General features: G+C 71.7%; 18 protein-coding genes and 1 tRNA gene. 11 read left to right on the forward strand and 8 right to left on the reverse strand.

Features of this window, described 5'->3' with window-relative positions; all coding sequences use genetic code 11:
• The first annotated feature begins 292 nt into the window (after positions 1 to 292).
• The 3 genes from ACFXPK_RS10210 (at position 293) to ACFXPK_RS10220 (ending at position 2,984) form a co-directional block, all read left to right on the forward strand.
• The gene (locus ACFXPK_RS10210; protein WP_384997094.1) at positions 293 to 868 is read left to right on the forward strand and encodes a TerD family protein; all 576 of its coding nucleotides are present in this window, start codon (positions 293 to 295) and stop codon (positions 866 to 868) included.
• A gap of 51 nt (positions 869 to 919) precedes the next feature.
• Positions 920 to 2,059, forward strand: coding sequence for a DUF475 domain-containing protein (locus tag ACFXPK_RS10215; RefSeq protein ID WP_385073703.1), 1,140 nt, complete (start codon positions 920 to 922; stop codon positions 2,057 to 2,059).
• 187 nt (positions 2,060 to 2,246) lie between these two features.
• On the forward strand, positions 2,247 to 2,984 hold the full coding sequence (locus ACFXPK_RS10220) for a Tellurium resistance (protein WP_384914531.1): 738 nt from the start codon (positions 2,247 to 2,249) through the stop codon (positions 2,982 to 2,984).
• Positions 2,985 to 3,177: 193 nt separating this feature from the next.
• Here the strand turns inward: ACFXPK_RS10220 and ACFXPK_RS10225 are convergent, their stop codons facing one another.
• Positions 3,178 to 4,056, reverse strand: coding sequence for a TerD family protein (locus tag ACFXPK_RS10225; RefSeq protein ID WP_385003291.1), 879 nt, complete (start codon positions 4,054 to 4,056; stop codon positions 3,178 to 3,180).
• Between the two features lie 218 nt (positions 4,057 to 4,274).
• Here ACFXPK_RS10225 and ACFXPK_RS10230 point away from each other — a divergent pair, with 218 nt between their 5' ends.
• The 3 genes from ACFXPK_RS10230 (at position 4,275) to ACFXPK_RS10240 (ending at position 8,892) form a co-directional block, all read left to right on the forward strand.
• Entirely contained in the window at positions 4,275 to 5,438 is a 1,164-nt protein-coding gene (locus ACFXPK_RS10230) for an HpcH/HpaI aldolase/citrate lyase family protein (protein WP_385003288.1), read from the forward strand.
• A 74-nt stretch (positions 5,439 to 5,512) separates the two neighbouring features.
• A complete protein-coding gene (locus ACFXPK_RS10235; protein WP_385073802.1) occupies positions 5,513 to 8,068 on the forward strand; it encodes a phosphoribosyltransferase in 2,556 nt (851 codons plus the stop codon).
• On the forward strand, positions 8,065 to 8,892 hold the full coding sequence (locus ACFXPK_RS10240) for an HAD family hydrolase (RefSeq protein WP_385073707.1): 828 nt from the start codon (positions 8,065 to 8,067) through the stop codon (positions 8,890 to 8,892). The genes ACFXPK_RS10235 and ACFXPK_RS10240 overlap by 4 nt, the downstream gene beginning before the upstream one ends.
• A gap of 34 nt (positions 8,893 to 8,926) precedes the next feature.
• On the opposite strand, the gene ACFXPK_RS10245 is transcribed toward ACFXPK_RS10240, so the two are convergent.
• The 3 genes from ACFXPK_RS10245 to ACFXPK_RS10255 form a co-directional block, all read right to left on the reverse strand.
• Positions 8,927 to 9,151, reverse strand: a complete 225-nt coding sequence (locus tag ACFXPK_RS10245; protein ID WP_385003282.1) for a zinc ribbon domain-containing protein — start codon at positions 9,149 to 9,151, stop codon at positions 8,927 to 8,929.
• 10 nt (positions 9,152 to 9,161) lie between these two features.
• On the reverse strand, positions 9,162 to 9,797 hold the full coding sequence (locus ACFXPK_RS10250) for a DUF4383 domain-containing protein (RefSeq protein WP_385003280.1): 636 nt from the start codon (positions 9,795 to 9,797) through the stop codon (positions 9,162 to 9,164).
• Positions 9,798 to 9,929: 132 nt separating this feature from the next.
• Positions 9,930 to 11,369 (reverse strand): hypothetical protein, encoded by a 1,440-nt coding sequence (locus ACFXPK_RS10255; RefSeq protein ID WP_385003277.1) that lies wholly within the window; start codon positions 11,367 to 11,369, stop codon positions 9,930 to 9,932.
• 171 nt (positions 11,370 to 11,540) lie between these two features.
• On the opposite strand from ACFXPK_RS10255, the gene ACFXPK_RS10260 reads away from it, so the two are divergent.
• Positions 11,541 to 11,615: transfer RNA gene (locus tag ACFXPK_RS10260), tRNA-Val, on the forward strand.
• Between the two features lie 168 nt (positions 11,616 to 11,783).
• The gene (locus ACFXPK_RS10265) at positions 11,784 to 12,848 is read left to right on the forward strand and encodes an HNH endonuclease (protein WP_385073711.1); all 1,065 of its coding nucleotides are present in this window, start codon (positions 11,784 to 11,786) and stop codon (positions 12,846 to 12,848) included.
• Positions 12,849 to 13,041: 193 nt separating this feature from the next.
• Here ACFXPK_RS10265 and ACFXPK_RS10270 read toward each other — a convergent pair whose 3' ends face one another.
• Together ACFXPK_RS10270 and ACFXPK_RS10275 are read right to left on the reverse strand one after the other, a co-directional pair.
• The gene (locus ACFXPK_RS10270; RefSeq protein ID WP_385073714.1) at positions 13,042 to 13,680 is read right to left on the reverse strand and encodes an HAD family hydrolase; all 639 of its coding nucleotides are present in this window, start codon (positions 13,678 to 13,680) and stop codon (positions 13,042 to 13,044) included.
• A 140-nt stretch (positions 13,681 to 13,820) separates the two neighbouring features.
• Positions 13,821 to 14,210, reverse strand: coding sequence for a hypothetical protein (locus ACFXPK_RS10275; RefSeq protein ID WP_385003268.1), 390 nt, complete (start codon positions 14,208 to 14,210; stop codon positions 13,821 to 13,823).
• Positions 14,211 to 14,366: 156 nt separating this feature from the next.
• On the opposite strand from ACFXPK_RS10275, the gene ACFXPK_RS10280 reads away from it, so the two are divergent.
• Together ACFXPK_RS10280 and ACFXPK_RS10285 are read left to right on the forward strand one after the other, a co-directional pair.
• The gene (locus ACFXPK_RS10280) at positions 14,367 to 15,023 is read left to right on the forward strand and encodes a sigma-70 family RNA polymerase sigma factor (RefSeq protein ID WP_385003265.1); all 657 of its coding nucleotides are present in this window, start codon (positions 14,367 to 14,369) and stop codon (positions 15,021 to 15,023) included.
• 163 nt (positions 15,024 to 15,186) lie between these two features.
• Positions 15,187 to 15,504: a hypothetical protein gene (locus tag ACFXPK_RS10285; protein WP_385003262.1), complete on the forward strand. Its 318-nt coding sequence runs from the start codon at positions 15,187 to 15,189 to the stop codon at positions 15,502 to 15,504.
• Between the two features lie 145 nt (positions 15,505 to 15,649).
• Here ACFXPK_RS10285 and ACFXPK_RS10290 read toward each other — a convergent pair whose 3' ends face one another.
• Both ACFXPK_RS10290 and ACFXPK_RS10295 read right to left on the reverse strand, forming a co-directional pair.
• Positions 15,650 to 16,519 carry an alpha/beta fold hydrolase gene (locus ACFXPK_RS10290; RefSeq protein ID WP_385003259.1) on the reverse strand — a complete coding sequence of 290 codons (870 nt, stop codon included), beginning with the start codon at positions 16,517 to 16,519 and terminating at the stop codon, positions 15,650 to 15,652.
• 8 nt (positions 16,520 to 16,527) lie between these two features.
• Positions 16,528 to 17,196: a TetR/AcrR family transcriptional regulator gene (locus ACFXPK_RS10295; RefSeq protein ID WP_385073719.1), complete on the reverse strand. Its 669-nt coding sequence runs from the start codon at positions 17,194 to 17,196 to the stop codon at positions 16,528 to 16,530.
• 196 nt (positions 17,197 to 17,392) lie between these two features.
• Between ACFXPK_RS10295 and ACFXPK_RS10300 the strand changes: the two genes are divergently transcribed.
• On the forward strand, positions 17,393 to 18,415 hold the full coding sequence (locus tag ACFXPK_RS10300; RefSeq protein WP_385073722.1) for a zinc-binding dehydrogenase: 1,023 nt from the start codon (positions 17,393 to 17,395) through the stop codon (positions 18,413 to 18,415).
• The last annotated feature ends 1 nt before the right edge of the window (position 18,416 follow it).

Genomic DNA, 18,416 nt, shown 5'->3' on the forward strand with positions numbered 1-18,416 from the left:
TAAACCCCCCCGCCGGGGTGCGGCGCGCCCCCCCCCTGGAATTCGCCCACACCGCCCCCCCCCCCCCCCCCCCCGGCCCCCCCCCCCCCCCCCGCCCCCCCCCCCCCGGGGGGGCCCCGGACGCGTACCGGGTTCGTACCGGTCCTGGGGAGCGGGTGTGCGGACACGGCCGGGGACGGCATGATCTCGGTACGGGAACGAACGGCATGACCGGGTACGGAACGGGCAGGACCCCAGGCGCGTCCTGCCTGCCGGCACCACACGAACACCACCTCGGGGAGGACTCACCATCATGGGCGTCACACTCGCCAAGGGAGGCAATGTCTCCCTCTCCAAAGCCGCACCCAACCTCACCCAGGTGTTGGTCGGGCTCGGCTGGGACGCCCGCTCCACCACCGGAGCGGACTTCGACCTCGACGCCAGCGCGCTGCTCTGCCAGTCAGGGCGCGTACTCGGCGACCAGTTCTTCATCTTCTACAACAACCTGACGAGCCCTGAGGGCTCCGTCCAGCACACCGGGGACAATCTGACGGGTGAGGGCGAGGGCGACGACGAATCGCTGATCGTCGATCTCTCCCAGGTCCCGGCCAACTGCGACAAGATCGTTTTCCCGGTCTCGATCCATGACGCCGACAATCGCGGCCAGACATTCGGCCAGGTCGCCAACGCGTTCATCCGGGTCGTCAACCAGGCGGACGGCCAGGAACTCGCCCGCTACGACCTCAGCGAGGACGCCTCCACGGAAACGGCGATGATCTTCGGCGAGTTGTACCGGTACGGCGGCGAATGGAAGTTCCGGGCCGTGGGCCAGGGGTACGCGTCGGGCCTGCGGGGCATCGCTCTAGACTTCGGGGTCAACGTTTCGTAAAGCAGTACGCTGCGCGGGGGAAAACCCGTTAATCACCAGATGGGGTAGCCAGTGATCCTGAAAACCTTCGGCTGGTCGTTCGCCATCACGGCGATCGGCCTGGCCTTCGCGGCCTGGCAGTGGGGGTGGGAGGCGTTCGGGATCGTACTGATCCTCTCGATCCTTGAGATCTCGCTGTCCTTCGACAACGCGGTCGTCAACGCCGGGATCCTGAAGAAGATGAATGCCTTCTGGCAGAAGATCTTCCTCACCGTCGGCATCCTCATCGCCGTCTTCGGTATGCGACTGGTCTTCCCCGTCGTCATCGTCGCCATCAGCGCCAAGGTCGGGCCGATCGAGGCCGTCCAGCTCGCCATGGACAACCCCGGTCGCTACGAGGACCTGGTCACCGACGCCCACCCGGCGATCGCCGCCTTCGGTGGCATGTTCCTCCTGATGATCTTCCTGGACTTCATCTTCGAGGACCGGGACATCAAGTGGCTCGCCTGGCTGGAGCGCCCGCTGGCCAAGCTCGGCAAGGTCGACATGCTGTCGGTCTGCGTCGCGCTGATCGTCCTGCTGGTCGCGGCCATGACCTTCGCGACCAACGCGCACACCAGCACCGGGTACGCGGACAAGTCGGCCACCGTCCTGCTGGCCGGGATCGCCGGTCTGATCACCTATCTCGTGGTCGGCGGTCTCTCCGGCTACTTCGAGGACAAACTCGAAGAGGAGGAGGAGCGCGAGCAGGAGGAAGAGGAGAAGGCCAAGGCCGAGGGCAAGGAGGTCTCCGCGATCGGCCTGGCCGGCAAGGCGGCGTTCTTCCTCTTCCTGTACCTGGAGGTCCTGGACGCCTCCTTCTCCTTCGACGGGGTGATCGGCGCCTTCGCCATCACGAACCACATCTTCTGGATGGCGCTGGGTCTCGGTATCGGCGCGATGTACGTCCGTTCGCTGACGGTGTACCTGGTCCGCCAGGGCACCCTGGACGACTATGTCTACCTGGAGCACGGCGCGCACTACGCGATCGGTGCGCTGGCCGCGATCCTGCTCATCACCATCGAGCACTCCATCAACGAGATCATCACGGGTCTGGTCGGGGTCATTCTCATCGCGGCCTCCTTCTGGTCCTCCGTGCGCCGTAACAAGGCGCTCGAAGAGGAAGGCGGGGGCAAGGACGCCGACGGGGACAAGACGGCGCTCCACGTCTGAGCGCATGCTCCGGTGAGCCCTCCCGTGAGCCGGTGCTCAGGGGTGTGACACGGAGCGGATCCAGGGAACCCTGTTGAACGGGGCGGCCAAGAGGCGGGAGCCTACCGGCCGCCCCGTTCTTCCGTGCCGATATGACGGTTTGTTGGCAAGCCGACGACGAGTGGATGACTGGAGTGGGGTGGGGGGCATGGCCTTCTGGGACAACCTGTGGCAAGGGCAAAGGGCATCGCAGTTCGATTCGGGCAGCGCGTCCAACTCCATCGAACTGACCAAGCGGCGCCCGACGATCTCGCTCTCCAAGCAGGGAGCGGCGACCGGCAATCTCCGGGTGAACCTCTCCTGGCAGATGCGCACCTCCGACATCGGGGAGCGCTCACGCCAGAGCGGCAAGCTCCTGGGCAACCCGCTCAAGCTCTTCAAGCCCGAGGTCGTCCAGGCCCATACGCAGGGCGTGGTCAACGTCGACCTGGACCTCGGCTGCATGTACGAGCTGATGGACGGCAGCAAGGGCGTCGTCCAGCCCCTGGGCAACTTCCTGGGGGACCTCAACGACCCGCCGTACGTGAAGCTCAGCGGTGACGACCGGTTCGGGGCGGGTTCGGGGGAGACCGTCTATGTCAACCTCGACAACCGGGACGAGATCAAGCGCCTGCTGTTCTTCGTCTACATCTACGACCAGACGCCCGCGTTCAACCGTACGCACGCCCATGTGACGCTCTACCCGAGCAACGGCCCGCGGATCGAGATCGACCTCGACGACGACGAGCCGCAGGCCCGTTCCTGCGCGGTCTTCTCGCTCCAGAACGTCAAGGGCGATCTGGTCGTCCGGCGCGAGGTGAAGTACGTGTACGGCTTCCAGGCCGAGCTGGACCGGCTGTACGGCTGGGGTCTCCAGTGGGGCCGCGGCTACAAGGCGAAGACCTGAGGCGGCCTTGAGCCGGAAGGACCGGCGCCCGGGCCGGGAGGACCGGCGCGGGCGCCCCGGGGCGCGCGGGGCGCCGCCGGGCGCCCCGCCCCCGCGCCCGCCCCCCGGCGGGCGGCCCGGGCCCGCCGCGCCACACTCCCGCGCGCGCCGCCCCCGCCGCCCCCCCGCGCCCCGCCCCCGGGGACCCGGCGGACTACTGCCGGGCGAACTGCGGGCCCATCGGAGGCAGCCGGAAGTGCGGGTCGGGCGCGGGCGCCGCGGCGGCGGCCGGCTGCGGATAGCCGTACCCGGGCTGCGGATGCGGCGCCGAGACGGGCTGCGGATAGCCGTAGGGCGGCTGGGCCGCGGGCAGGTCGGGCTGCGGATAGCCGTAAGCGGGAGGCAGGACCGGGGGCGGCGGGAGCTGAGCCGGGGGCAGGGTGGCCGCCGTGATGTCAGGACCGGGGTGGACCACGGTGTCGGCGCCGGGGTCCATCATGACGGTGGACTCGTCGGCACCGTCCGCCGCGTCGTCGCCGTCCGTGTCCTCCGTGTCGTCGACCGAGATGCCGAACGCGGTGGCGAGGCCGATCAGCCCGGTCGGATACCCCTGTCCCACGGCGCGGAACTTCCAGGTGTCGCCGCGCCGGTACAGCTCGCCGCAGATGATCGCGGTCTCCTCGCCGGTCTCCGGCTGCACGTCGAAGACGGCCAGCGGCTCCCCGTCGGCCGCGCCCGCGTCGTACAGCATGATCCGCAGGTCGCTCACATGCTGGAAGGCGGCGCCGTCCGAGGAGGCGGCCAGCACGACCTGCTCGACCGAGGGGTCGAGCGCGGTGAGGTCCGCCTCGACGGAGTCGGTCAGCCACTCGCCGACCTGCTTCTTGGGCAGCCGGCGCACCACCCCGGACGGATGCCTCGGCTGGTTGTAGAAGACGAAGTCCTCGTCGGACCTGACCTGGCCGCCGGAGCCGAGCAGCAGCGCCGAGGCGTCCACATCCGGGACCCCGGCGCCGGGCGACCAGCGCAGCACGGCTCGTACGGCCATGGCGTCGAGGGGGACGTTCGAGCCCTTGAGCATCGCGTGCGTCATACCGGCCATCCTGCCTTCCCATCGCCCACGGGGACAACGTGGCGGCCCCTCCGCCACGTTCCGTCCTGCCGGCCGTACGACCGGTACGCCGGTGGAGCCACCGCGAAGCAGACGAGTTACCAGGATTTCATGCGCCCGGGGAACTCTTGACACCCGCCCATACGTACTATTACCGGCCACATGACCAACAGGCCATTCTGGCGGTACGGGGGATCTACATGCGTCATTTCGGGCATATCCCGCCCGCTGCCCGCGAGGGCCTGTTCCACCAGGAACCGTGCGAGTTCACCGCCGGGTCCCCCGCCAGGCTGCTCTCCGCCGCCCTCGGGGCCACCCTCTACAGCCCGGCCACCCGGCCCCGGCTGGCGGACGACGTGCACAAGCAGGCCGGACGCGGAGTCGTCTCCATGGTGCTCTGCCTGGAGGACTCCATCCACGACGCCGAGGTCGAGGGCGCCGAGGCCAATCTGGTCCGCCAGTTCGCCGCACTCGACGAGCGGGGCGCCGAGACACCGCTGCTCTTCGTCCGCGTCCGCGAACCGGACCAGATCCCCGACCTCGTCCGGCGCCTGGGCGCCCCGGGCCGGCTGCTGTCCGGATTCGTACTCCCCAAGTTCACCGAGGAGCGCGGCACCGCCTTCCTGGAGGCGCTGACCGAGGCGGAGGCCGCCTGCGGGCGCACGCTCTACGCCATGCCCGTCCTCGAATCGCCCGAACTGCTCCACCTGGAGACCAGGACCGAGACGCTCACCGGCATCGCCCGCGCCGTCGACAAGTACCGCGACCGCGTACTGGCCCTGCGGCTGGGCGTCACCGACTTCTGCTCGGCGTACGGACTGCGCAGGTCCCCCGACATGACGGCGTACGACGTCCGGATCGTCGCCGGGGTCATCGCGGACGTCGTCAACGTCCTGGGCCGCGCCGACGGCACCGGCTTCACCATCACCGGCCCCGTCTGGGAGTACTTCCGGCTCCAGGAGCGCATGTTCAAGCCCCAGCTCCGCCGCAGCCCCTTCCTCGAAGGGCGCGCCGAGGAGCTGCGCACCGCCCTGATCGAGCACGACCTCGACGGGCTGCTCCGCGAGATCGAACTCGACCGCGCCAACGGGCTCATGGGCAAGACCTGCATCCACCCCTCGCACGTCCCGCCCGTGCACGCGCTCTCCGTCGTCAGCCACGAGGAGTTCAGCGACGCCCAAGACATCCTGCGCCCCGAACGGGACGGTGGCGGCGTGCTGCGCTCCGCGTACACGAACAAGATGAACGAGGTGAAGCCCCACCGCGCCTGGGCCGAACGCACCCTCCTGCGCGCCGAGGTCTTCGGCGTCGCCCGCGAGGACGTCGGCTTCGTGGAGCTGCTGACGGCCGGACTCGCGGAGTGAGCGGGCGGGCACGGACGCACGGGCCACGGCCCACCGCCACCACGAGGATCACCGACACGGAGGAGAACAACGGCATGGTCTGGTCGGGCACATGGGTCGCCGAGCGGCTGGGCATCGAGCTGGCCGGCGACGACGGGCTACGGGACCTGCTCGGGCTCGCCCTGCGCCGTAACCCCAAGCGCGCCCATCTCCTCGTCTCGAACGTGCTGGGCAAGCATGTGCCGCAGAGCCCCGCCGTCGTCCACGGAACGGGCGTCGAACTCGGCGAGCGGGTACGGGAGCTGCTGGGCCCCGAGGTCACGCGGGCGGTGGTGCTCGGTTACGCGGAGACCGCGACCGGACTCGGCCACGCGGTCGCCGACGGCGTACGCCACGCCCCTTACCTGCACTCCACACGCCGCGCCGTCGCGGGCGTCGCGCGCGCGGGCGGCTTCGAGGAGTCCCACTCGCACGCCACCTCCCATCTGCTGCTGCCCGAGGACCCCGGTCTGCTGGCCTCGGACGGGCCGCTGGTCCTGGTCGACGACGAGTTCTCCACCGGCAACACCGTCCGGAACACCATCCGCGCCCTGCACGACCGCTACCCCCGGCGGTGGTACGTGATCGTCGCGCTGGTCGACATGCGCTCGCCCGCCGACCAGGGGCGGCTCGCCGAGTTCGCCCGGGAGCTGGGGGCGCGCGTCGACCTGGTCACGCTGGCCTCCGGTACGGTCCGGCTCCCGGACGGCGTCCTGGCCAAGGGGCAGGAGCTGGTGGCACGGCACGAGACGCCGGTGCCTTCGCCGGTACCCGCACAGCGCGCGGAGCCCGGGGCGCCCGGCCCCGTGGCGCGGGTCGCCCTGGAGTGGCCCGCCGGGGTCCCGGACGGCGGCCGGCACGGCTTCACCCCGGCGCACCGGACGGCGCTGGAGAGCGCGCTGCCCGCGATGGCCGGCGCCCTCGCCGCCGAACTGGGCGACGCCCGGCGCGTCCTCGTCCTCGGCTTCGAGGAGCTGATGTACGCGCCGCTGCGCCTCGCCGGGGAGCTGGAGCGCGCGTACGGGGACGCGGACCCGGCGCCCCGGGTGCGGTACTCCACCACGACCCGCTCACCCGTACTGGCCGTGGACGACCCCGGTTACGCGATACGCAGCCGCCTCGTCTTCCCGGCCCACGACACCGAGGCCCTGCCCGGCGGCGCGGAGAACGGCGGCGCGGAGAACGGCGGCGACCGGTACGCGTACAACGTCGCGGGCGGCGGCTTCGACGCGGTCGTCGCCGTGGTCGACTCCGTCGCCGACACCCCCGCGCTGCACGCCCCGGGCGGCCTGCTGGCCCGGCTCGCCGAACACACGCCGCGCGTACTCCTGGCGGTGGTCCCCTCGTACATCCCCTCCGGACCCCCCTCCAGCGCCCCCTCCGGCGCCCCGGACACGCACGCCCCCGCGTCGCACGCCCGCGAGACACACGACCCCGCGTCGCACCTCCCAGAACGGCAGGACCCCCGCATGCTGCCCGAACCCCTCCGGGGCCCCGCCTTCTCCTCGTACGCGCCCGAGGACGTGGGCTGGCTCCTCCAGGACCTCTCCGACGTCGAGCTGGAGGCCCCGACCGAGGAGCGCGAGGAGGCCATCCAGAGCGGGGGCGCGCACTACGCCGAGTCCCTGCCCGTCGAGTACCAGCCGAGCGCGCGCTACCAGGAGCTGTTCGCCGCCGCGCTGGAGACCTCGGCGGCCCGGGTCGCCCGAGCCGTCGGCACGGTCACCGAGACGGTCCTCGCCGAACGCTCGCCGCGCCCCGTACTGGTCTCCCTGGCCCGCGCGGGCACCCCCGTCGGCGTCCTGATGCGCCGCTGGGCCCACCACCGCCACGGCCTCGACCTGCCGCACTACGCCGTCTCCATCGTGCGCGGCCGGGGCATCGACGCCAACGCCCTGCGCTGGCTCGCCGCCCACCACGACCCGGCCGACGTGGTCTTCGTCGACGGCTGGACCGGCAAGGGCGCCATCACCCGCGAACTGGCCGAGGCCCTGGCCGGGTTCGACGGCTTCGACCCGGAGATCGCGGTCCTCGCCGACCCGGGCGGCTGCGTCCGGACGTACGGCACCCGCGAGGACTTCCTCATCCCCTCCGCCTGCCTCAACTCCACGGTCTCCGGACTGATCTCCCGTACGGTCCTCCGCGCCGACCTGGTCGGCCCCGACGACTTCCACGGCGCGAAGCACTACCGGGAGCTGGCCGGGGCGGATGTCTCGCAGTACTTCCTCGACACCGTCGCCGCCCGCTTCGACGAGGTCGCGGACGCCGTGGCCACCGAGTCCAAGGAACTCCTCGCGGCCGACCGCGCCCCCACCTGGGAGGGCTGGGCGGCCGTCGAGCGGATCAGCGAGGAGTACGGCATCCACGACGTGAACCTGGTCAAGCCCGGCGTCGGCGAGACCACCCGCGTCCTGCTGCGGCGCGTCCCCTGGAAGATCCTCGCCCAGCGCGGCGCGGGCGCCGACCTCGACCATGTGCGGCTGCTGGCCGCACAGCGCGGGGTGCCCGTGGAGGAGGTCGACGGCCTGCCGTACACCTGCGTCGGGCTGATCCACCCCCAGTACACCCGGGGCGCGACCGGCGCCGACGGCAAGGCGGTGGCGGGCGCGTGAGCACCGACCCCACGGCGGCCCCGGTCCTGGTCGCCAGCGACCTGGACCGCACCCTCATCTACTCGGCCGCCGCCCTCGGGCTGTCGATGCCGGACGCCGAGGCGCCCCGGCTGCTCTGCGTCGAGGTGTACGAGAGCCGGCCGCTGTCCTATCTGACGGAGACGGCCGCCGCCCTCCTGGACCGGCTGGCCAGGACGACCGTCTTCGTCCCGACGACCACCCGTACCCGCGAGCAGTACGGCAGGATCCGGCTGCCCGGCCCCGCGCCGGAGTTCGCGATCTGCGCCAACGGCGGCCATCTGCTGGTCGACGGAGTCTCGGACCCGGCGTGGCAGGCCGAGGTCGCGGCGCGGCTGGCCGCCGAGTGCGCGCCGCTCGACGAGGTCCGCGCGCATCTCGGCGCGACCGCCGGGCCGGAGTGGCTGCTCAAGCAGCGGGTCGCCGAGGACCTCTTCGCCTATCTGGTCGTCGACCGCGCCCTGCTGCCCGAGGGCTGGGTGAAGGAGCTGGCCGACTGGGCGGGGGAGCGCGGCTGGACGGTCTCGCTCCAGGGCCGCAAGATCTACGCCGTACCGCGCCCGCTCACCAAGAGCGCGGCCGTACGGGAGGTGGCCCGCAGGACCGGCGCCGGACTCACCCTGTCCGCCGGGGACTCACTCCTCGACGCGGACCTGCTGCTCGCCGCCGACCGGGCCTGGCGCCCCGGCCACGGCGAACTGGCCGAGGAGAACTGGCGCGCGCCCCGGGTCGACGTCCTCCCGCACACGGGCGTCGCGGCGGGCGAGGAGATCCTCCGCCGCCTGCTGGCCGCCGCGACGGGCTGAGGCCGCCCCTTCGGGTCCCGGCCTCGTTCGGGCGCTAGCCGCAGCAGCCGCCACCGCAGCAGCCGCCGCCCCCTCCGCCACCGGCGGCGGGGGCCGGGGCGCCGCCCTTGGCCGTACCGCCGACCGCGACGGTGGAGAGCAGCTTCACGGTGTCGTCGTGACCCTCGGGACAGGACGCCGGAGCCGAGGACTCGGCCATCGGGCGGCTGAGTTCGAAGGTGTCACCACAGGAGCGGCAGCGGTACTCGTAGCGAGGCATACGGCTGAGATTATCCGACGTCGAGCTGCCCGCGGGCGGTCTCGCCGCTCCGGCCCAGGGCCTTCCGCCGCTCCTCGCGTTCCGCCTCCTCCGGGTGACGGGCCCGCCAGTACGGGTTGTCGTGCGGCAGGCTGCCGCTGACCCTGCCGTACATGCCGAAGAACATCAGCAGCAGTCCGACGACGAAGCTGAAGAGCACGTTCTGGAGGTGGAAGGCGAGGAAGTTGTAACTGGTGTCCAGCAGCGCCAGATTGACGAAACCGCTGAGGATGAAGAGGACACCGAGGACCATGTTGACGGTCGACGCGGTGTTCCCGCCGATGACCATGCCGGCCAGCAGCAGCACGCCGACGCAGATGGACAGGACGCTCAGGGTGCCGTTGGCGTTGAGCCCCAGCACACGGTGACCGCCCGTGCCGAAGAACCCGATCCGGTCCATCAGCCCGAGGATCCCGAAGGCGATCAGGGCCAGCCCCATCAGACCGGCGCCGACGCGGTAGACCTGGTTGAGCCGGTGGTCCAGCGGAAGCTGCTGGTCGAGCCTGACGCGCCGGCGCGGTCCATGTCGTCGGCGCTCGGAGCGGCGGCCGGCCCCCCGGTTGCGCGGCACGGCGCCGGGGGAGTGGCGGATCGCGGGGCTGGCCATGGGCGGCCTCCTTCGGTACGAAACCGTACGTTCCCCCATGTTCCGCCCGCCGGGACGGCCCGACAACTCGACGGCCCCGGCGCCGCAGGGCCGCCCTGCGCCGCCGGGCCGCCCGGCACCGCCCCGGTGCTCTCAGCCGCCCTGCCCGGCGCCGCGCTCCTCGCGGATCTCCGAGACCACCTGCGCCACCCGGTGCCGTACCGCCTCGGTCTCGGTCAGGAAGTGCCAGTAGTCCGGGTGACGGCCCTCCAGCGAGGACACCGCCCGGTCCAGCCGCGCCACCGAGTCGTCCAGCGGGCGGGCGTGACGGGGCTCCGGGGTGGTCCGGCCGGACATGGCCAGACGCTGCGCGTCCCGGATCGCGAACCGCGTACGGTCGATCTCCTGCTGCGGGTCCTTCGCCACCGCGTTCAGCCGCTGGAGCCGGTCACCGGCGGCGGAGACCGCCTCGTCCGTACCGTTGAGCAGCGCCCGCGCCGTGCTGAGCAGCGACGTCGCGTCCGCCCACCGCTGCTCCTCGCGCGCCTTCGCCGCCTCCGCGAGCTTCTCCTCCGCCTGCCGTACACTGCTCGCCGCCTGGTCGGGTACCTGCTGGAGGTCCTGCCAGCACGCCGCCGCGAACCGCCGCCGCAACTCGCTGAGCACCGGGTCCACCGTCCCGGCACGGGTGGTGAGGGCCTGCGCGCGGGTACGCAGCGACACCAGCCGCCGGTCGATCTCCCGGGCCCGCTCGGGCAGCCGCTCGGCCTCGGACCGTACGGACTCGGCGTCCCGCTTGACCCGGTCGGCGCGCTGCAGGGTCTCCGCGACGCCGTGCCGGCCCGCGCCCTGGTTGAGCATGGTCAGCTCGGGGGCGAGCGCGGCGAGGCGGGCCGCGAGGTCGTCGGCCCGCAGCCCGGCCTCCCGTACCGCGTCGAGCCCGTTGCTCGCGGCCAGCAGCGCCTGCCGGGCCCGCTCCACGGCGGGCGCGAGGCGGGCGAGCTGCGTCTCGGCCTTGTCCAGCAGCGGCCCGAGCCCCTGCTCGAACCGGTCGAGGTCGCCCTTGACCCGGTCCAGCTCCTGCTTGGCCTTGGTGAGGTCGCCGCGCGCCTTGGAGGCGGCGGACGGCTCCAGATCGTCCTTGTCCAGGTCGTGGGCGTCCACGGCGGTGATGTAGCCGTGGCTCACCTCGTCGATCCGCTGCCCGAGCGCGGCGAAGTCGGCCACGGCCTTGCGGGCCCCGGGCGAGCTGTCCACGGCGGTGATCGTCTCGATGGAGATCCGCAGGTCGCGCTGGGCCGTGTCCAGCTCGTAGAAGGAGGCCGCGGCGGCGTCCTTCGCCGCCTGCGCGTCGGCCCGCAGACTCTCGCCCCGCCCACCGAACCACCGCCGCGTCCCGCCCCCGGCGAAGGCCCCGGACACGGCGCCCACCAGCAGTGGCAACGGCAGCAGGACCAGCGTCAGCGCGTCCCCGAGCCCGCCGAGCGCACCACGACGACCCGGGCGCCCCGCACCACCCTCCGCCGCTCCACCGGCGCCACTGACGGCACGTCCGTCGGCTCCCGCGTACGGCCGCGCGTGTGTCGCCGTCACATCACTCTCCCGTGCCGAGTTCACCCTGCCCTCGTTCATTCTCCCACCTGGTAATGACGAACACACGGGCCGGATAGTTCGCACTCCGCCCGGCGACCTTCCGCACCCGGGACGGCGGGGACGGGTTTGCGACCTGGTCCCCCGGGCCATGTACGCTGTTCCCTCATCCACGGGTGCGTAGCTCAGGGGTAGAGCGCTGCTCTTACAAAGCAGATGTCGGCGGTTCGAAACCGTCCGCGCCCACCAGCCCGAAGGCCCCCGACCGATCATGGTCGGGGGCCTTCGGTATCCAGCGCGCCGTGCCCGCCCGATGGTGGCCGAGGCCGGCCGATGAGCGGAGCGGGCCGAGGGCCGTCGAGCGTCGCAGTGGCGGATGTCTAACAGACTGTCAGTGGCGGACCTTACGCTTTCGCCATGCGCAAAGGTGCGATCAGCCGAGACGGCGTCCTCAAGGCTATGGCGGAGTATGACGAGATGGGACGCGACAGGTTCCTGTCCGCGTACGGATACAAGCCGGCCACTGGGTATCACCTCTTGCACGAGGACCGGACGTACGACTCGAAGGCCATCGTCGGGGTGGCCCACAAGTTCGATCAAGGCCGGGTGCTGAAGCCGGACGAGTTGATCGGGGGAAGGTCGCACGCCGCCAGGTGGCTCGCCGGGCTCGGCTTCGTGGTCCGTTCGTCGCGGAGTCCCGACTGGACACGCGACGAGATCATTCTCGCCTGCGAGCTGGCGATGGCCAACGGGTGGAAGAGGCTGGAGTTCGACGACCCGCGCGTGATCGAGCTGTCTGCACTCCTGCAGACCATGCCGATCCATCCCGAAGAGCTGCGCAACGAGCTGTTCCGGAACCCCAACGGTGTCGCTCGCAAGACAGTTGACATCACGTCCCGGCACCCGGACTACCGGGGGAAGCCCACGAACGGCAACGTGCTGGATGTCGAAGTCATGAACGACTTCCTCGCCAGGCCGACCGAGATGACAGAAGTGGCCCGGCGTATCCGGCATGGTCTCACCACTGGAGAATTCCAGGATCTTCCCCCGGAGCCGGAGGAGGAAGAGGAAGACGAGTACAGCGCGCCCGAGGGCAGGTTGCTGCTACGCCGCCACCGGAGCCGCGAGCGGAACAAGGGGCTGCGCAGGAAGAAGATCGCTTCCGTTCTCGGGCGTGGCGGGCAGCTTGCTTGTGAGGCGTGCGGTTTCGATTTCGAGGTGGTCTACGGCGACCGTGGTGCCGGATACATCGAGTGCCATCACGTCGTGCCGCTGCACGAAGCGGGAGAGGGGAGGACCAAGCTGAGTGATCTGGCGCTCATCTGCGCCAATTGCCACCGCATGATCCACCGGCGCGCGCCATGGCCGACTCCTCTGGAGCTGCGGGGCGCCATGGAGCAGAAGCATGCAGCGGACAGGCGGGCAGCAGAAGCCCTGGGACGACCACGCAGGGCCGCTGACGAGCAGATGCCGCAGACGTGAGCCGACCTCCACTGCCCCGTCGACGCCGGCACACGGAGGCAGTCCCGGAGAACCCTGCACGACGACCGGGGCCGGGACCACCTGGGTTGTCCGGTCTGGGCGAGGCGGAGCGCGCTCCTGTGGGCGCCGGTGCGCTGCCCGACGTGGCGGCGGACGTCCAAGTCGGGACCGTACCGCCCGATCGGCGCTGAGGTCAGCGGGTGACGATCTCCGTCAGGTCCATCAGGCCGTCGATCCGCCAGTCCGCGGCGGCGGCCTCGGTCCGGTCGGCCCAGAGGTGGCCCCAGGGACCGCGGCGCAGGTGCGCGGTGGAGAGGCCCGCCGCGGCGGCGGGAGCGATGTCGTTCGCGGGGTGGTCGCCGACGTACAGGGTCTCCCGGGCGCCCGCGCCGGACGCGTCGAGGACCCGCGTGAAGAACTCCGGGGACGGCTTTGCGACACCCCACTCGCCGGAGGTGGCGACGAGATCGGCCGGTAGGCCCAGACGGCGCAGCAGCTCTCCGACGCGGACTGTCTGGTTGCCTGCGACGACCACGCGGACGCCGAGCTGCTGGAGGGCCGCGAGGGTCGGCCGCACGTCGGGGTAGAGGTCGGTCTCGTCCAGATTCTCGCCTCTCCCGGCGGCATCGCGCGCCTCGTACTCGGCGGCGATGTCGATGCCCGGCTTGATCAGACGGAGGGCGTCTGCGTTGTCCCTGCCCTGTGCAACGACGGCGCCGACGAGTGCGGCGACGGTGTGCCGGGGCGCGCCGATCCAGTCGGCCCAGGAGGCCCAGTACCGGTCGTCGCGGACCAATGTCTCGCCAACGTCGAACACCACGGTGCGGATCACGCCGCGATTTTATGGCTGTGGTGATACGCAGGGGGGAGTATCGGGCACACCCTCCGCGCCCACCGGCCCGAAGGCCCCCGACCGATCATGGTCGGGGGCCTTCGTGCGTGCCCGTCCGGCCGAGGAGCCGTCCGGAGGTGTCAGCGGGCGAGTTTCTCCGTGACGCGGGTGCGCAGCAGCTCGTACTCCGGTACGAGGCGGCGCCACTCGGTCACCGGTGGGCGGGGTACGGGGATGCCTCCCGAGACGATCTCCTCCGGTCCGAACTGTTCGCGGGTGAGGTCCATCTCGATGCCCATGCCCAGCCGGTTCCACCAGTGGAAGTCCGTGCGCTCGCCGTCCACGTGGACCTCGCCGCGGATCAGCTCGCCGCCGAGGAGGTCGTGGAGGACCATCGCGGTCACGCCGCATTGGTCCCTGGCCGGGTTGTCCGGGGTCCAGCGTGAGCGGTACTCCGGTGTGCAGGTCTCGGCGCTCCAACTGCTGCGGATCGCCTGCTCGATGTCGGTGAGGAGCCAGGGGGTCGTCATGGCGGTCATCGTGGCAGGAGCCACTGACAGTCACCCGGAGACGATGGAGATCAAATGCCCCTCCGGGACGTGGAGCTGACGGCGTAACAGGGCGCGAGGCCGTTGTCCGGTCCGTCGCGTGGACAGGCCGGAGGACACGACAGAAAGGACGCGCCCATGAAGAACGCACCCGAGGTGCGGGGGCCGACGGGCGGAGAGGGGTCTGTTTCCGCCGTCCCCCACTCAACGGTGCCCCGGCAGGACCGGCGGCCCGCCGGGGCGGCCCGCCGCCGGAGGGGGCTGACGGAGGAGCAGGTGGCGGAACTCCTGCGGCTGAAGCCGATGCTGGAGTCGATGGTGCTCGCCAAGGGGCTCGGACGCGATCTGGAGGACGTCGTCCAGACGTGTGTGGTCAAGCTGGTCGCCCGCTGGTCGGACCCGGGCTTCACGCTCGACCGGCAGGACGGCGGCCGGGCGTTCGCCGCGAAGGTCATGGCCGGTGTCATCGCCGATGTCTGCCGGGCGTACGACCGCGACAAGTCGTTTCCCACGGACGAGATCCCCGACCGTGCGCCGACCGCCCCGGAGACCAGCGCGTACTTCGAGGTCCAGGCCGTCCAGGCGGTCGACGGGCTGTTGCGGCAGGCCCTGCCGGACGAGGGCGGGATGTACGAGGTGGGCCGGCTGTCGATCGTGAAAGGACTCAACCAGACCGAGATCAGCCGGTATCTGGAGATCGACCGGCAGACCGTGAAGCGCCGTCTGGACAAGGTCAGAGGGCTCCTCGCCGCGTACCGGGCGACGATCCACGACGAGCTCGGAGACGTCGGCTAGAGCTCTTCTCGGGATCACGGGCGGGGGCCCGTGATCCCAGGTTGGGTCCTAGAGACCCGAACGGCGACGGGAAGGAAAGTGCGCGACTCAGGAGGAAGGCGCCCGGGGACGGCAGTTCGGGGGCGTGCCGCTCACCATCCGATCTGGAGGAAGAGGGAAGTAAATGGGAGACATGCACGATCTGCTCCAAGAGAGGGCACGCGCGAGCCGGGCGCGCCTTCTGGAGCTGCACGGAGGGATCGCCCCGGACGCCTGGGAGTCGCTTCTCGACCGTGTTGAGGACGAGTTGGCGAGGGAGGGGGAGAAGAAGCGGGAAGCGAAGCGCGACGGAGAGAGCGGCGGCGACGAGAACGACGGGGACGTGCGGAGCGCGACCGGGCGGAGCGGGGGGTCCGCCCGGTGCGTCTCCGTGGGGACACTCGTCGCCGCGGCCGTCGGGCTGCTGCGGTACGGGGCCGTACACCGCCCGGCGTCCGTGTGACCGGTGCGCTTCGTGGCGGCCCCTCCGCTCCACCGGGGCGGAGGGGCCGTACGGCGTCCGGTGCCGGTGCCGGTGGCGGTGGCGGATGGAGAGTTCCGTACGGTAGCCGTTCGCCCGCGCCGGACCCTCGGGGAGCCGGGGCCTCCTACGGGGCGACGGGTGTGTCCAGGAGCGCGGTGAGTTCCCCGAGGACGCGCGCCGCGGGGGCCGGGTCGACGAGCCACTTCAGATGGCTGCCCGCCAGGGTGCGGACGTCGTACGGGTTGTCCGGCGTCAGTGCGTCGCCCTCGCGGATCAGCCGGTCCTGGAGGGCGAGCGGCATGCTCGTGTCGTCGGCCAGGCGGACATAGGTCTTCGGGACACGGCCCCACGTCGCGGCCTGGGCCCGGTCGTCGGGGGTGCCGGCGTCCAGGTTCTCGTCGGGCTGGAAGGTGTTCAGGAAGGCCAGGAACTCCTGGTCGGTGCCGTCGGCGAGGAAGGCCGCCTTGAACGCGGCGAGGACATCGGGGTCCGCGGTGCGGAAGTTGGTGCGGAGCAGCCCGAGTTCGGCCGGGTTCCCGGCCATCGCCCCGGCCAGGGAAGCGGTGTCGACCGTGGCCATCTCCGGCTCGGCGTAGTACTCGCCTACGTCGAGGGCGACCGGGCACCAGGCCGACACGTAGACGAGGCGGTCGATCAGCTCCGGCCGCGCGTTGGCGGCGGCGGTGGCCGTGATGCCGCCGCGGCTGTGGGAGACGAGGATCACCGGGCCGTTGCGCTTGGCCCGTTCCAGGATCCCGATGAGGTGCGCGGCGTTGTCGGCCAGCGTGACGCCCCGGATCGAACCGGGCGCGGCGGCGAGCCCTTCGAGGTCCTGCGGTGCCTGGTAGGGGCGCGGGAAGTCCGCCCCGAATCCGTGGCCGGGCAGGTCGACGGCGACCGAACGGTGCCCGAGGAGGCCGAGTTCGGCCTGGAGCGGCGCGAAGGAGAACGAGTTCGCGAAGGCTCCGTGGACGAGTATGAACGTCGGTCGCATCGGGCGGCTCACTTTCTGGACCCCGCCGCGGCGGTGGCCCGTACGGTCTCGTGGGGTCGAGCGGGTGCCAGGCGTGCCGCGGGCGGCAGCGGCGGGCGTTCCGGGGAGGTCTGGAACGCCTGGATCATGAGGGCGGCGAACCGCCGCGAGGCGCTGACGTGGGCGGCTGCCGACGCGGCGCGGATGCCCCTGTTGGTCAGGAGGACGAGGACCAGGTCGTCCAGGACGAAGTCGGCGCGCAGCCGCCCCGTTCTTTGGGCGCGGTCGGCCAGCTCGGCGAGCGAGCGCAGCATGTGCGCGCGGCCCTCGGCGAACTCGGCCGTCCGGGGGAGGCCCGACAGGAAGGCTTCGGTGAATCCCTGGTTGTGCGCGTGCAGTTCACAGGTCTTCTCGATGACCCGGCAGAACCCCCGCCACGGGTCCGGGTCGGCCAGCCCCTCCTCGACGATCGCGTGGCAGGCGCGTACCTCTTCCGCGAAAGCCTCGGCCACCAGGGTCTGTTTGGTCGGGAAACGCCGGTACAGGGTGGCCGGGGCGATCCCGGCGTGCCGGGCGATCTCCCGCATCGGCACGTTCGGACCTTCGGCGGCGAACAGGGCGCGGGCCGCGGAGAGGATACGGGCGCGGTTGTCCAGGGCGTCGGCACGCAGAGGAGGGTGAGGCAAACGGTCCGTCATCGCTCTCACTTTAGCCAGGTGGACGCGGGCGTCCCCTAGCGTCCGAAGGCGTGGGGCGGCGGGAGCGATCCGCGGGCGGTCCGCAGACGGTCGGACGGTCCGCGGCCGGTCCCGGTCTGCCCCGGGCGATCCCGGGCCACCCCGGACCGGGTCGCACGTTCACGGGCTCACAGACCATTCCCGAGCAGGAGACGACATGAAGGCAGTAGTGATCCGCGCGTTCGGAAGCCCCGACGGACTGGAGGTCGTCGAGACCTCCGCCCCGGTCCCCGCCGCCGGACAGGTGCTGATCGCCTCGGAGGCGATCGGGGTGAGCGGCGCCGATGTCCTGATCCGGAGCGGCGCTCTCGGCGACTACGGCTTCCGGGAGGGCCATGTTCCGGGCAGCGAGGTGGCGGGGACGGTGACCGCGGTCGGCGAGGGGGTCGACGCGTCGTGGATCGGCCGGCGCGTATGGGCCTTCACCGGGACGGAGGGCGGTTACGTCGAGCAGGTGACCGCGCCGGCGGAGGAGGTCCTTCCGCTCCCCGAGGCGCTGTCCCCGGCCGACGCGACGGCGCTCGGCAGCTCCGGCGCGGTCGCCCACTTCGCCCTCGCCCACGCCGGCTTCACCGCCGGTGAGTCGGTGCTGGTGCGCGGCGCGGCGGGCAGCATCGGGATCATGGCGGTCCAGCTCGCGGCCCGGGGCGGCGCGAGCGCGGTGGCGGTGACGACCTCGTCGGCGGAGCGCGGGGAGCGCCTGCGCGCCCTCGGAGCGACCCAGGTGCTGGACCGCTCCGGCGAGGCCGCCCAGGAGGCCGGAGGCGCCGGAGGTGCGAGGGGTGCCGGAGGTACGAGGGGTGCCAGAGGTGCGGGAGGTACGAGAGGTGTGGGAGGTGCCCCCGGGACCGGGGGCACCGGGGGTGCTTCCGAGGGGTATGACGTCGTGATCGACATCGTCGCGGGCCCGGATCTGCCCTCCTTCCTCACCCGGCTCAACCCGAACGGCCGTCTGGTGGCCGTCGGCGCCGTCGGAGGCATGCCGCCGGCGGACTTCGGCATGACGCTGATGGCGGCGTTCCGGAAGTCGCTGTCCTTCGCCACCTTCAGCGCGGCCACGGTCGCCGCGGCCGACCTGCGCGCCGTGGTGCACGAGCTGCTCCCGCTGGAGCAGGCCGCTTCCGCACACCGGAAGATGGACGCGGGCGAGGTGTTCGGCCGGATCGTGCTGGTCCCGTAGC

The organism is Streptomyces sp. NPDC059142 (assembly GCF_042755665.1).
GTDB lineage: Bacteria > Actinomycetota > Actinomycetes > Streptomycetales > Streptomycetaceae > Streptomyces.

Bases quoted from the DNA above. Each gene is read 5' to 3' on its own strand.
- ACFXPK_RS10235 (WP_385073802.1), top strand. From the start codon at position 5,513: ATGGTCTGGTCGGGCACATGGGTCGCCGAGCGGCTGGGCATCGAGCTG.
- ACFXPK_RS10290 (WP_385003259.1), bottom strand. From the start codon at position 16,519: ATGCGACCGACGTTCATACTCGTCCACGGAGCCTTCGCGAACTCGTTC.
- ACFXPK_RS10280 (WP_385003265.1), top strand. From the start codon at position 14,367: ATGAAGAACGCACCCGAGGTGCGGGGGCCGACGGGCGGAGAGGGGTCT.
- ACFXPK_RS10295 (WP_385073719.1), bottom strand. From the start codon at position 17,196: ATGACGGACCGTTTGCCTCACCCTCCTCTGCGTGCCGACGCCCTGGAC.
- ACFXPK_RS10265 (WP_385073711.1), top strand. From the start codon at position 11,784: ATGCGCAAAGGTGCGATCAGCCGAGACGGCGTCCTCAAGGCTATGGCG.
- ACFXPK_RS10210 (WP_384997094.1), top strand. From the start codon at position 293: ATGGGCGTCACACTCGCCAAGGGAGGCAATGTCTCCCTCTCCAAAGCC.
- ACFXPK_RS10285 (WP_385003262.1), top strand. From the start codon at position 15,187: ATGGGAGACATGCACGATCTGCTCCAAGAGAGGGCACGCGCGAGCCGG.
- ACFXPK_RS10225 (WP_385003291.1), bottom strand. From the start codon at position 4,056: ATGACGCACGCGATGCTCAAGGGCTCGAACGTCCCCCTCGACGCCATG.
- ACFXPK_RS10245 (WP_385003282.1), bottom strand. From the start codon at position 9,151: ATGCCTCGCTACGAGTACCGCTGCCGCTCCTGTGGTGACACCTTCGAA.
- ACFXPK_RS10300 (WP_385073722.1), top strand. From the start codon at position 17,393: ATGAAGGCAGTAGTGATCCGCGCGTTCGGAAGCCCCGACGGACTGGAG.
- ACFXPK_RS10220 (WP_384914531.1), top strand. From the start codon at position 2,247: ATGGCCTTCTGGGACAACCTGTGGCAAGGGCAAAGGGCATCGCAGTTC.
- ACFXPK_RS10275 (WP_385003268.1), bottom strand. From the start codon at position 14,210: ATGACGACCCCCTGGCTCCTCACCGACATCGAGCAGGCGATCCGCAGC.
- ACFXPK_RS10230 (WP_385003288.1), top strand. From the start codon at position 4,275: ATGCGTCATTTCGGGCATATCCCGCCCGCTGCCCGCGAGGGCCTGTTC.
- ACFXPK_RS10250 (WP_385003280.1), bottom strand. From the start codon at position 9,797: ATGGCCAGCCCCGCGATCCGCCACTCCCCCGGCGCCGTGCCGCGCAAC.